We start from the raw sequence: 12764 nt of genomic DNA, 5'->3' as shown, positions 1-12764 counted from the left end.
GCAAGTCACTACTTGCCTATAGTCGACGTGTGCACGCCGACCAGGGACCGATTTTCAAAGCACTCGCCGATCCGACCCGGCGGGCAATCCTCGACGAACTGGCCGGCCGCGACGGGCAGACGCTGTTCGAGCTGTGCGGGCGACTCACCATGATCCACGGCCTGTCGTCCACCCGGCAGGCGATCTCCCAGCATCTCGACCAACTGGCCGCCGCGGGCCTGGTTCGCACGCATCGCGACGGGCGGCACAAATTTCATTATCTCGACCGCGCACCCCTGCGTGGTCTCACCGACCGCTGGCTGGAGGAATAATGTTGCGGATCAATGTCACAAGCGTCTACGTCGACGATCAGGCCAAAGCCCTGCGTTTCTACACCGAAATACTCGGCTTCCAGAAGAAAACCGATGTGCCGGTGGGCGACGCCTCCTGGCTGACGGTGGTCTCCCCGGCCACACCCGACGGCGTCGAACTACTGCTCGAGCCGACCGGCCACCCCGCGGCAAAGGTATACAAAGAAGCCCTGGTCGAGGACGGGATCCCCTTCACCTCGTTCGCGGTCGACGATCTCGCGGCCGAATTCGACCGGCTGCGCGGGCTCGGCGTGCGGTTCACCCAGGAGCCGGTCGACTACGGCACCGTGAAAACCGCGGTATTCGACGACACCTGCGGCAATCTCATCCAGATCGCCCAGGAAAGCCCCGCGCAGACCTGAGGCGGGGTGAGCACCGAACGTCCGCCAGTCACCGGCGGGTGTCGCCACGGAACGTCCCTGCTGGTGGCGGACAACGAGATCGATATCGCGGCCACCCGGGCGTTACTGGTTCGCGCCTACTGGGAACTGGACCACGGTGAACAGGCGGGTAATTCGACGTCTATCGCCAAAACTCTTGCCGCCGAAGCCATCTTCCGGATCGTCGACCGCAGTATCCAGCTCTGCGGTGGTCTCGGCGTCTCCGACGATCTGCCGCCGGCCCGGCTGTCCCGCGAGGTCCGGCCCTTCCGCATCTAAGACGGACCGTCCGAAGTGCACCGCTGGGCCATCGCCAAACGGGCCGTCGGCGCAGCCCGGCGCGCCGCCCGCTAGAGCGGATGGGACGGTCAGGCCGTGTATCCCCCGTCGACGTCCAACATCTGACCGGAGATGAAGTCCGCCCGATCCGAGGCGAGGAAAGCAACGGCTTCGGCGATATCGTCCGCATCACCGAAGCGACGCAGGGGAATATTGCCCCGGGCGATCTCGAGCGCCGAGTCCTCGAGGTCACCGGACCCGATCAGGCGTTCGGCCATTCCATCGGTGAGCATGCCGGGGCCCACACAATTGACCCGGACGCCGTAACGCCCCTCCTCCACGGCCAATCCCCGGGCCACCGCCTCTACCGCGCCCTTGGTCCCGGCGGACAGCCCGTCGCGGACCGGGTACCGGCGAGTGGCGGCAGTCGTCACGGCAACCACGGCACCACGAGATTCGCGCAGTAGCGGCAGAGTGGCGTGCATCAGGTTGAAGAATGCCGCGGAATCGCCGAGCAGCTGGTCGCGATATTGCTGCGGAGAGACCCTGCTCAGGTGGACCATCGGAACATGGGGGCCGGCGGCGTATACCACGGTGTGCAGGCCACCGAAGTGTTCACGGAATTGCGCGACGATATCGGTTACCGCGTCCGGATCCGCCAGATCCAGCGGCCATGCCCGGCCCGAGCGCCCGAGTGCCCCGACATCTTCGGTCAGCGCGTCGGCCTTCGCCCGGTTCATCCGGTAGGTGAACCCGATATCGCTGCCCCGGCGGGCCAGTAACCGCACCACCGCGGCGCCGATTCCACCGGTCCCGCCGGCCACCAGCGCCGCCCCGGGGCGCCCGGAAAACTCGTCCATCATCACGCCTCCCGACCAACCAAGCAATTGCTTGCTTTAGCCTAGCAGTAGACCGGCTGCCCCTTGATGACTGTCACCCGGCCGGGGTGTTCCCCGCCCCCGACAACCACAGACCCGCACCGTCTGCCACCCCCGGACCCCGCCACGACAGCTTCGCGTTGACGCCACAAGATCGCGGCGGCCCCATGCCCGCACGCCACTATGGCCTGCCGTTTTCCGACCACTCGGGTGTTAGTGTGAACATATGTTCGAATCCGATGGCGGCCTCCGGGGACGTGGGCGCACACACCACTCCCCCGGAGCCGGCCCGCGGCCTCGGATCGCCGCGCGACCGCAGGCATCGATCCTGCACGCCGATCTGGACTCGTTCTACGCCTCGGTCGAACAGCGGGATCAGCCGCATCTGCGCGGCAAACCCGTCTTGGTGGGTGGCGGGGTCGTACTGGCCGCCAGTTACGAGGCCAAGGCACGAGGGGTCCGGACTCCGATGAATATCGGGCGGGCGCTGCAGTTGTGTCCGGAGGCGATCGTGGTGCCGCCGCGGATGTCCGAATACGCGCAGGCCAGCAAGGAGGTGTTCGCGATCTTCTTCGATACCACTCCCGTCGTGGAGGGGATCTCCATCGACGAGGCCTTCCTCGATGTCGCAGGGTTGCGCCGGGTCGCCGGGGAGCCGCGCACCATCGCACGGGAACTGCGTGCGCGGGTGCGGCGCGAAGTCGGTCTGCCCATTTCGGTGGGGATCGCGGGCACCAAATTCCTGGCCAAGGTCGCCAGTGCGGTATCGAAACCGGACGGCTTACTGCTGGTCGAGCACGGCGGCGAGCTGGAGTTCCTGCATCCGCTTCCGGTACAGCGACTCTGGGGCGTGGGACCGGTGACCGCCGAGGCATTGCGCGGGCACGGGATCGAACGGATCGGGCAGCTGGCCGAACTCGGCGAACAGGGGCTGCGGCCGATCGTCGGCCGGGCAGCGGCCCGGCATCTGCACGCCCTGGCCTGGGCGCGCGACCCACGCCGGGTGGAAACCGGGCGACGGCGCCGGTCGATCGGCGCTCAGCGCGCGCTCGGACGCCGGGCGCGGACCCCGGACGAAATCGAGGCGTATCTGCACGGTCTCACCGATCGCCTGGGCCGGCGGCTCCGGAACGCGGACCGGGTCTGCCGGACGGTGGTGCTGCGTCTGCGTTTCGACGATTTCACCCGCGCCACCCGTTCGCACACCCTGCCCGACTGCACCGATCACACCGAAACGATCCTGCGCACGGCTCTCGGCCTGCTGACTGCCGCCATGCCGCTGATCCACGAGCGCGGGCTCACCCTCATCGGGTTGACGCTGACCAACCTGGAAGACGCGGACCCCCGCCAGCTCACGCTGCCGTTCGAGCACGGACCCGGCCCGGAATTGGATACGGCACTCGACGAGGTCCGGACCCGGTTCGGGTCGAGCGCCGTGACCCGCGCCGCGCTCCTCGGCCGGGGTGAAGGACTTTCGGTTCCGCTACTGCCCGATTGATCGAGTCTCCCGCCTCCGTGCGCATCACCGGCACCACGAACTGAACAATTGACCAACCGCATCTGGACGAACGTTCAACAGTGTGGTTCGCTGCCACACGACAGGAAAGGAACCGCGATGGCAGCGACACCCGAACCCCGCACCGCCACCGGCCCGTCCGGCGACCGGCCCGCGGCACTTCCGCGCCGGACCGTGCTGGCAGGTGCCGCAGCGGGAACCTTCGCTCTCGGCTCGGTCACCACGTTCGGCGCCGCCGCCCCTGCGGCAGCCGCGCCCGGATCCGGCGAATACCTGATCGGGATGGGGATTTCCGATATCACCGGGCCGGCGGCCGAATGCGGCATGATGGGGTACTCCCAGCAGGACCAGACCACCGCCGGAATCCATCTGCGGCCCCGCGCCCGCGCGTTCGTCATCGCCGCCGGCACCGAGCGGGTGGTGTTCGCGGTCGCGGAGAACGCGATGATCTTCCAGTCGGTGCACCGGGGCGTGCTCACCGAACTGGCGCGGCGGTTCGGCGATCTCTACACCGAGCGCAATGTCCTGCTCACCTCCACGCATTCGCATGCCGTCTGCGGCGGCGCGGCCCACGATTACGCCTACAATCTGTCGATTCTGGGATTCCAGCAGCAGGTCTACGATGCCGAGGTCGGTGGGCTGGTCGAGGCCATCGCCGCGGCGCATGCCGATCTCGCGCCCGGCACCCTGGCGCTGGGGCGCTCCGAACTCCACGACGCGAGCGTTAACCGGTCCCGGGTCGCCTTCGATCGCAACCCCGCCGCGGACAAGGAGCACTTCCCGTCTGCCATCGATCCGGCCGTCACTGCGCTGTCGATCGAGCGGGGCGGCCGACCGGCGGGCGCGATCACCTGGTTCGCCACGCACAACACGTCGATGACGAACAAGAACCGGCTGATCAGCTCGGACAACAAGGGTTATGCGGCCTTCGCCTGCGAACACACCGACCATGGTGTCCGCTACCTCGACGAGGGACCACCGGATTTCGTCGCCGCCTTCGCGCAGACCAATGCCGGTGACATGTCGCCGAACCTGAACCTGCAACCGGGTTCCGGGCCCACCGGCAACGAATTCGACAACACCCGGATCATCGGCGAACGGCAGTACAGCGCCTCCCGCGCGGCACTGGCCGCGGCACGTCCGCTGGCAGGCCCGGTGGGGTCGGTGTTCTGCTATATCGATCTCGCCGATATCGCCGTGGACGGCCGGTTCACCCCGGACGGCGTGGCCCGCCATACGGCACCCGCCGCTGCCGGGGTCTCCCTGCTGGCAGGCAGTATCGAGGACGGACCGGGCCTACCCGGCGCGCCGATTCCCGAGGGAGTGCGCAATCCGTTCATCGACGCATTGGGCGATCCGCACACGCCCGCGCCCGGCTGGCTCGCCGATGCCCAGGCCCCCAAGGCGATCGCGGTGCCGTTCAGCCTGCTACCACCGGCTCCTTGGGTGCCGAATATCGTGCCGATTCAGATCGTGCGGATCGGTGAGTTGTACCTGGCGGCAGCCGGTGGCGAGTTCACCATCGTGGCAGGCCTGCGGGTGCGCCGGGCCGTGGCGGCGGCACTCGGGGTGGATATTGCCCAGGTCCTGCTGCAGGGCTATGCGAACGCCTACCACGAATACGTCACGACCCCGGAGGAATACGACGTCCAGCAGTACGAGGGCGCGTCCACGCTGTTCGGTCGGTATACGCTGCCCGCCTACCAGCAGGAATTCACCCGCCTCGCCACGGCGCTGGCCGCGGGCACGACCGTCGCGCGCGGACCCGCCCCGCGCGATATCTCGCATCTGCAGCCGAATTTCGTGCCCGCGCCGGGCCCCGATACCGCCCCGCCGGGATCCGATTTCGGCGCGGTGCTCACCCAGCCGGCACCCTCCTACACTGCGGGCACCCGCGCGACCGTGGAGTTCGTCTCCGCCCATCCCAAGCACAACCCGCGCCGCAACGGCACCTTCCTCGAGGTCCAGCGATCGGTCGGCGGCCGCTGGACCCGGGTCGCCCACGAAGGCGAATGGAATGTGCGCTTCCACTGGAGCAAACGCCCACCGGCCACGTCCGTCGCGACCTTCACCTGGGACATCCCCGGCGACACCCCGGCCGGGCGGTACCGATTCGTCCACCGGGCCGACCGCTTGTCCCCCGACGGAACCCTGCACCCCGTCAGCGGCACCAGCAGCGAATTCGATATCCGTTGATCACCTACGACTGCACCGCTCACGAACCGGCCGGCCGCCGGACGGCATCGGCCTGCCCCGAAATGCCGGAGCATGAAGCCGATACAACCCGGCGCGGAGGCCGGTCCGATCGAGCACACCGCGGCGATAGACATTCGCACCTACCGGCGCCCGGCTGATCGTGACCGGGCCCAGCCGACCAGGGCCGCCCGGAAACCTCTTCGCCTCGCCCGCCGGTATTCCGCCTCGGCCCCGGGCTCCGGCTCACCGACCGGCACACCCGGCCGTTCGTCACGCGCGATCAACCGCCGAGAGCAGGCTCACCGACCCGGGCGGGCAATTGCTGTTCACAGACCGCCTCCACGAATTCGCCGGTCTGCGCCTCCGATACACCGTGGGCGATATCAGCCTCGGTGATGATTCCGACCAGCCGGCCGCGCTCGGTGACGGGCAACCGGCGGATCTGGTACTGCTGCATCAGCGCCAGGATCGCCCCGAATTCCGTATCCGCCTCGACGGTGCGCAGTTCGTCGCCCTGCGCGAACTCTCCGGCGGTCGCTGTCGTGGGATTGCGTCCCAAGGCCAGGCAGTTCACCACGATATCCCGGTCGGTGACGATGCCGACCGGATGTCGTTCCCCGTCACAGATCGGCAGCGCCCCGATATCGCGCTGTCGCATCTGCTGGGCGGCGGTGTCCATGGTGTCGCGTACACCGATGGTCACCACATCGGTGTGCATGAGCTCGCGTGCTGTGGTCATCGTGCTCTCCTTCCACCGGGATACAACCTGCCGGGTCCTCCTCGCTGCGAATGCTCTAGTCCATCGTCCGCGCCGGTGTGATCGCTGTCCAGACTCGTCCGGGATCCGGCCGGACGCGTTCGGCGGTCCGGCCCGAGTTGCCGCTATCGCCACACCAGAAACCTGGTTGCCCACCGGAACGGACCCGTGACAGCATGCAAATGCAACACCTGTCGCTATAGTGGCGCGATCCCTCTGCCGCTGTATCGCCGAACACCACCCGGACCGACCGGAAACGAGTTATGCCCACGACCCACCACCCCGCACATATCGCGATGATCGGTATCCCGATCGTCAGTCACGTCCTGCCGAGCCTCGAGGTGATCCGCGAACTGGTGCGCCGAGGCCACCGCGTGACCTACGCCAACGACCCGTTCGTGGCCGAACTGATCACCGCCACCGGCGCCGAGTTCGTCGCGTGCAGTTCGGCGTTACCGGTGGCCGACAACAACTGGCCCGACGACCCGATCGCCGCCGCGAGCCTGTTTCTCGACGATGCCGTCGCAGCATTGCCGCAGTTACAGGCCATCTACGATCGCGACCCGGCCGACCTCTACCTGTACGATATCGGCGCCTACGCCGCCCGCGCCCTCGCCGAGAAGCAGCGACGCCCGTTCATGCTGTTGTCCCCGACCTTCGTGGCCTGGGACGGCTACGAAGAAGACGTCGCCGCCCACCTGCGACAGCTGCCCGGCGCCGGCGACTACCGGGCACGATTCGCCCGATGGCTCGCCGAATGCGGTGCGACCACCGCTGACGTCGACGCCTTCTCCGGCCGGCCCGCGCATACCGTGGCTCTCATCCCCCGTGCGATGCAACCGAATGCCGAACGCGTCGACAGCGAAACGGTGACATACACCGGCCCCTGCCTGCCCCCGGGCGAATCCGTTACCTGGACGCGTCCCGCCGCGGCCGAGAACGTGCTGCTGATCTCGCTGGGTTCGGCGTACACCTACCGGCCGGAGTTCTATCGGCAATGCCTGTCCGCATTCGGCGATCTGCCCGGGTGGCACGTGGTGCTGCAGATCGGGAAATACACCGGCCCACAGGAACTCGGAACCATCCCCGCGAATATCGAAGTGCACTCCTGGGTCCCGCAGCAGGCGATCCTGGAGCAGGCCGACGCCTTCGTCACGCATGCCGGTATGGGTGGCTGTGCGGAGGGGCTGACGGCCGGCGTGCCCATGATCGCCGTGCCACAGGCGGCCGAACAATCGGTCAATGCCGACCGGCTGGTGGAACTGGGCGTGGCCCGGCGGATCGATACCGAGCAGGCCACCGCCGGAACGCTGCGCACAGCATTGAATGATCTGGTCACCGGCCCGGAGGTGAGTCGCCGGTCCGCTCGGCTACGCGCGCAGGCCCGGGCCGAGGGTGGTACGGGCAGGGCCGCCGACCTGATCGAAGACATGCTCGGGTGATCCGAATCGGCGCGGGTGATCCCTGTGATCACGAAGTCCCCACCGGCCAGGGTCTTTCGGCCTTCCGGCACGGGACCATCGCCCGCATCCGCCACCGCGTGCTGCGTTCTCATGTCGGCGACGAGTCTGTATAGACCGGTTGCTCTCACTGTGCCGAAACCGGGTATCGGGGGCAGCCGACCGTCGAACGAAAGGAAACCCCTTGACCGCGCGCACGCGAGCCCCTGTTGTGGTCGGCATCGACGGGTCGTCCGGATCGATGACCGCACTGTGGTGGGCGGCACGCACGGCGGCACGTCACCGCATCCCCTTGCATCTGGTGTCGGCAGTCGGCAGCCTCGGCGAGCCCGATCACGACAGGGGCAACTGCCACCAACGACGACGGGACGCTGCGTGCGGATGCGGCGACATTACTGTTCACCGCACGTGATCTCGCGCGCAACCGTGCCGGAGCCGAGCTGGAGATCGTCTGCACGGTCGCCGACGAGCGGCCGGACACCGTGCTGATCGGCTGTTCCAAGGATGCCCGCATGGTCGTCGACGGAGTCCGCGGCGTGGGGCAGCGGCCTGGCGAATCTGACCGCTCGCGCCGAGGCCGCCGGCGGGCGCTGCGATATCGAACCGCTCCCCGGCGGCGGGACGGCCGTGCGCTGGCAAGCACCCCTACCGTGACACGCTCGCAGACCCGCCCGCGGGCAGCGTCCGGTCGAACAATGCGAGAAGTTCGCGGTAGTGCCGTTCGGCGGCCGCGGGATCGTAGGCGGAGGTATCGGCCTGGGTGAAGCCGTGCCGGGCGCCCTCGTAGACCTCGGTGCGGTACCGGACACCGGCGGTGGCCAATGCCTCGTCGAACCGGGCGATATGGTCCGGAGTCATATGGTCGTCCTCGCCGGCGTGGGCGAAATACAGTTCCGCGGTGATGTTTCCGGCCATCAGATGCGGACTGTCCGGGGTGTCGGTGACGAGCGGCCCACCGTGGAATCCTGCCACCGCCCCGACTCGGCCGGGAAACATGGCGGCGATCAGCACCGCAAGCCGCGCCCCCATGCAGTAACCGGTGACGCCGACCTTCCCTGCGGCCGCCTGCGGTGCCGCCGCCAGCCGGTCCAGGTACGCGGCGCTATCCGAACGCAGCAGCTCCGGTGTGAGCTCGCGGATCATCGGGAAGACCTGCTGGAAGATCTCCGGCCGCTGTTCCGGGTCGATGAAATCCGGCAGTTCGATCACCGGCGCACGCCCGTGCCGGTAGTAGGCATTCGGTAGGAGAACTGTGTACCCGTGGGCGGCGATACGGTCGGCCAGCGACCGCAGCCCGGGCCGCAGGCCGAAGCCGTCCTGGATCACCAGCACTCCCGGATGGGGAGCGCCGTCGTCGGGATAGGCGAGATACGCGTCGGCCACCCCATCGGCCGTCCGCACGTCGACCGGCATTCCTTGTATTGCAATCATCGGTGATTCCTTCTGTCGTAGTCGATGTTCTGCGATCAACTCGACGAAGGCGGAGCCCGGGCAGTACAGCGGAATCCTGTGCAGCACAGCGGACCCGAACCAGCCCGCGCGGCGCTCAGAACAACACCGGGTAGCCCGTCCGTGTGTGGCGCAATGCCGTCCCGGTAGTCATCACCACAGACCCTAGCAACGTTCCACCGATGGCGCGATCTGTGGGATGTATGTCGTTGACGCCACCCTCGGTACAGCGGAAGGTGGGGAGTGTGCAGCAACGCCGTGTCGTATTCGTCGTCTTCGACGATTTCCAAGCGCTCGACCTGGTCGGCCCCTACGAGGTCTTTCAGGGCGCCGGTGAGTACGACTGCCAGGTCGTGGCCACTCGTCCGGGATGCGTGCGGTCCGACAGCGGGTTACCAGTAGGAGTCGACTGCGGTGTGGACGATGTGGCCCCGGCGACCGTGGATACGCTCATCGTCGTCGGCGGACCCGGCGTCGAGACCGCCCGCGACGATCCCCGCCTCATGCAGTGGATCCGGGCCGCCGCGCGGGCCCGCCGCGTCGCCTCGGTGTGCACCGGTGCGTTCCTGCTCGCCGCGGCAGGGGTACTCGATGGGAAGCGGGTTACCACGCATTGGGCGTTCACCGCGCAACTCGCTCGCGAGTTTCCCCGGGTCAGTGTCGAAAGCGACCCGATTTTCGTGCACGATGGCAACGCCTGGTCCTCGGCGGGCGTGACCGCCGGGATGGATCTCGCCCTGGCTCTCGTGGAGGATGATCTCGGCCGCCGGGTCGCCCTCGAACTGGCGCGCTTCCTGGTGCTGTTCCTGCGCCGTCCCGGCGGGCAGACCCAGTTCAGCACGGCGCTGTGGCGACCACAGCCCGCGACCGACCCGGTGCGGTCGGCGGTGGCGGCCATCCACGCCGAACCCGGCGCCCGGCACAGTATCGGCGATCTCGCGGCACGGTCCGGTTTGAGTCCCCGACACTTCCAGCGCCGTTTCAGCGCCGAACTCGGCGTCGGCCCGGCGGCCTATGTCGAGCAAGTCCGGATCGAAGCGGCCCAGACGGCACTGTTCGATGGCGATCCGGTGGACACCGTCGCCCGGCGGTGTGGTTTCGGTACCGCCGAATCATTGCGCCGCGCCTTCCACCGCAGGCTCGGGATTTCGCCCGCGGACTACCGGGACCGCTTCCGCTCCACCACTGCCGCCACCATCACGGCGTAACCCGCCGTACTTGCCTGACCGACACCGTCCTGTCCCGGCCGAAAACCTCGACCGGCCCGCCCTCTCCCAGCCCAGCGATAACGACCGGCTCCGGCCTGTACGGGCCCGGCCTTCCAGCGGCATGCGACAACGCACGTCTGCCGCATGTCCTTTCACCCCGAGGAGTTCCCATGTCCCTGGACCTACCGGCCACGCCCCTGGCGCGCGCGGCGCAGACCGTGATCGATACCGAACTGACCCCCGCCCTGCGCAATCACAGCGTCCGCTCGTTCCTGTTCGCCCGGGCCGCGGCCGCCGACCGTGGACTGCGGCCCGGCATGGACTACGACGAAGAAACCGTGTACCTCATCTGCGCCCTGCACGATATCGGCCTGGCCGAAGTTGCCAACGGCGACCAGCGATTCGAGGTCGACGGCGCCGACTACGCCGCTGAATTCCTGGAATCCCAAGGCGTGACCGACGAACGAGTCGACATCGTCTGGGATGCCATCGCCGCCCACACCACCGGCCTCAGCGACTCCCCTGTCTACCGTCGCCGCCGCCCCGCCGCCATCTGGGTCGCCGTCGACGGTATCGCCATCGATATCGGCGGCAACGCAGGCATGCTTCCCCGGGGATACGCCGACCGCGTACACACGGACTATCCGCGACTCGGCGGAATCCGCGCGCTGACCCGCCTCGTCGAAGCGCAAGCCGTAGCGAATCCCGCCAAGGCGCAACCGGGTTCGCTACCCGGCGAAATCGTCCGCCTTGCCCACCCTGAGCTGGTCCCCACCTGGCAGGACATCATCGCCGCCGGCGGCTGGGGCGACTAGCGACCCCCCAGCACGAACCCTTCGGCTCCCATTCCCCACCGTTCAGAACAGTCAGGAACCTGCCGTGACCGATACCGGTGTCACCTTCATCAATGTCATCGAACTCCCCGCCGAGGCAGTCGACGAGTTCATCGCCCAGTGGCGCGAACGGGTAGCCCGTATGCGGTCCGCCCCCGGCTTCCGGGATGTCCGCCTGCACCGCGCACTGCTCCCGGACTCCCGGTTCCAGCTGGTCAATATCGCCCATTGGGACAGCGCCGAGGACTGCCGCGCCGCCGGCGCCGATCCGATTGTCACGGCCTCGGTGGCGGAAGCGGAGAAGTCCGCCGTCGTGTACCCGAGCCTCTATCGAGTTGTCGCCGAATACAGCTGAACTGCGAAATCGTCGATCGACGGACTAGGACAAGACCCCGGCATCAACGCCGTCCCGACCGGACGTCCGACCAGCCCGGGAATCGGTACGGCCACCCTCGACACAATCCGCCATTGACAAATGGCACATTCATAAATGATTCTTACTGGTATGAACAGGTCGACGAGGACCTCACCGCCGGTGGTCACGGCACGGAAGGTGGGCTGACATGCTCGGACTCGATATCTTCCGGCCCTTCGGCCCGCCGCCACGCAGCCGCGGCGCCCGGGCGGTCGTCACCGGCGCGGGCAGCGGTATCGGCCGGGCCTTCGCCCACGAGCTGGCCGCTCGCGGGGGCCGGATCGTCTGCGCCGATATCGACGAGGATCGTGCGGCCGAAACGGTGGCATCGATCGAGCGCGAGTATCCGGGCGTTGCCTACCCGTTCCGCTGCGATGTGGCGAAACGCGACGATGTCGAGGTGCTGGCGCGCTATGCCGAATCCGTTTTCGACGGCCCCGCCACCCTGGTGATCAACAATGCCGGGGTCGGGTCGGGCGGGCTGCCCGTCGGCGAGATCGGTTTCGCCGAATGGGAGCGCACCCTGGGCATCAATTTGTGGGGCGTCATCCACGGGTGCGAGATCTTTGCTCCACGGCTACGCGAGGCCGGCCACGGCGGCATCATCAACGTCGCCTCGGCCGCGTCGTTCGGCACCGCACCGCGGATGGCCGCCTACAACACCGGGAAAGCCGGGGTGCTCGCGCTGTCGGAGACGATGGCCGCGGAGTTCGGCGGAACCGATATCGCGGTGACCGTACTGTGCCCGACCTTCGTCCGCACGAATATCGCGCGTGACGCACCGGTCCCCGCGGGGGCCCGGGAACTCGCCGACACCTTGATGCGCTGGACCGGGTTCTCCCCCGACAGCATCGCCCGCACCACGCTCGATGCGCACGACCGCGGCCGGTTACACGTCGTCCCGCAACTCGACGCGCAACTCCTCTGGTTACTGAAGCGGCTGTTCCCCGGCCAGTACACAGCCGTGGCCGGCCTGCTCGCGCGACTGCTGCCCGACGAGGAAGCGGCAGCGTCCATCACCCCGGAAAGAACAGGAGTCTGAG

Annotated in this window: 13 protein-coding genes and 1 pseudogene; 11 read left to right on the top strand and 3 right to left on the bottom strand. The window is 67.9% G+C overall.

Annotation, left to right across the window (positions count from 1 at the left end; translation table 11 throughout):
- Positions 1-29 precede the first annotated feature (29 nt).
- The 3 genes and pseudogenes from QH196_RS31265 to QH196_RS31255 form a co-directional block, all read left to right on the top strand.
- Complete coding sequence (locus QH196_RS31265; RefSeq protein WP_280419453.1) at positions 30-311, top strand: ArsR/SmtB family transcription factor; 282 nt, start codon at positions 30-32, stop codon at positions 309-311.
- 2 nt (positions 312-313) lie between these two features.
- Entirely contained in the window at positions 314-712 is a 399-nt protein-coding gene (locus QH196_RS31260) for a VOC family protein (protein WP_280419480.1), read from the top strand.
- A 60-nt stretch (positions 713-772) separates the two neighbouring features.
- Positions 773-1084: pseudogene (locus QH196_RS31255) on the top strand (acyl-CoA dehydrogenase family protein); the annotation flags it as partial.
- Between the two features lie 14 nt (positions 1085-1098).
- Here QH196_RS31255 and QH196_RS31250 read toward each other — a convergent pair.
- The gene (locus QH196_RS31250) at positions 1099-1869 is read right to left on the bottom strand and encodes an SDR family NAD(P)-dependent oxidoreductase (protein WP_280419479.1); all 771 of its coding nucleotides are present in this window, start codon (positions 1867-1869) and stop codon (positions 1099-1101) included.
- A gap of 244 nt (positions 1870-2113) precedes the next feature.
- Here QH196_RS31250 and dinB point away from each other — a divergent pair, with 244 nt between their 5' ends.
- Together dinB and QH196_RS31240 are read left to right on the top strand one after the other, a co-directional pair.
- Positions 2114-3385, top strand: coding sequence for a DNA polymerase IV (dinB, locus tag QH196_RS31245; protein WP_280419452.1), 1272 nt, complete (start codon positions 2114-2116; stop codon positions 3383-3385).
- A gap of 117 nt (positions 3386-3502) precedes the next feature.
- Positions 3503-5599: a neutral/alkaline ceramidase gene (locus QH196_RS31240; protein ID WP_280419451.1), complete on the top strand. Its 2097-nt coding sequence runs from the start codon at positions 3503-3505 to the stop codon at positions 5597-5599.
- A gap of 280 nt (positions 5600-5879) precedes the next feature.
- Here the strand turns inward: QH196_RS31240 and QH196_RS31235 are convergent, their stop codons facing one another.
- Entirely contained in the window at positions 5880-6338 is a 459-nt protein-coding gene (locus tag QH196_RS31235; protein WP_280419450.1) for a CBS domain-containing protein, read from the bottom strand.
- Between the two features lie 281 nt (positions 6339-6619).
- On the opposite strand from QH196_RS31235, the gene QH196_RS31230 reads away from it, so the two are divergent.
- Together QH196_RS31230 and QH196_RS32415 are read left to right on the top strand one after the other, a co-directional pair.
- On the top strand, positions 6620-7798 hold the full coding sequence (locus QH196_RS31230; protein ID WP_280419449.1) for a macrolide family glycosyltransferase: 1179 nt from the start codon (positions 6620-6622) through the stop codon (positions 7796-7798).
- 229 nt (positions 7799-8027) lie between these two features.
- A complete protein-coding gene (locus QH196_RS32415; RefSeq protein ID WP_348538125.1) occupies positions 8028-8228 on the top strand; it encodes a universal stress protein in 201 nt (66 codons plus the stop codon).
- A gap of 233 nt (positions 8229-8461) precedes the next feature.
- Here QH196_RS32415 and QH196_RS31225 read toward each other — a convergent pair whose 3' ends face one another.
- The gene (locus tag QH196_RS31225) at positions 8462-9247 is read right to left on the bottom strand and encodes a dienelactone hydrolase family protein (RefSeq protein WP_280419448.1); all 786 of its coding nucleotides are present in this window, start codon (positions 9245-9247) and stop codon (positions 8462-8464) included.
- Between the two features lie 221 nt (positions 9248-9468).
- Here QH196_RS31225 and QH196_RS31220 point away from each other — a divergent pair, with 221 nt between their 5' ends.
- The 4 genes from QH196_RS31220 to QH196_RS31205 all read left to right on the top strand — a co-directional run bounded on the left by QH196_RS31220 (position 9469) and on the right by QH196_RS31205 (position 12763).
- A complete protein-coding gene (locus tag QH196_RS31220; protein WP_432279583.1) occupies positions 9469-10473 on the top strand; it encodes a GlxA family transcriptional regulator in 1005 nt (334 codons plus the stop codon).
- Between the two features lie 170 nt (positions 10474-10643).
- Positions 10644-11288 (top strand): HD domain-containing protein, encoded by a 645-nt coding sequence (locus QH196_RS31215; RefSeq protein WP_280419446.1) that lies wholly within the window; start codon positions 10644-10646, stop codon positions 11286-11288.
- 64 nt (positions 11289-11352) lie between these two features.
- A complete protein-coding gene (locus QH196_RS31210; protein ID WP_280419445.1) occupies positions 11353-11661 on the top strand; it encodes an antibiotic biosynthesis monooxygenase family protein in 309 nt (102 codons plus the stop codon).
- Between the two features lie 208 nt (positions 11662-11869).
- A complete protein-coding gene (locus tag QH196_RS31205; RefSeq protein ID WP_280419444.1) occupies positions 11870-12763 on the top strand; it encodes an SDR family NAD(P)-dependent oxidoreductase in 894 nt (297 codons plus the stop codon).
- Position 12764 lies beyond the last annotated feature (1 nt).

This window comes from Nocardia carnea (assembly GCF_029868325.1).
GTDB lineage: Bacteria > Actinomycetota > Actinomycetes > Mycobacteriales > Mycobacteriaceae > Nocardia > Nocardia carnea_C.
This window is presented reverse-complemented; position numbering and strand designations above follow the sequence as displayed.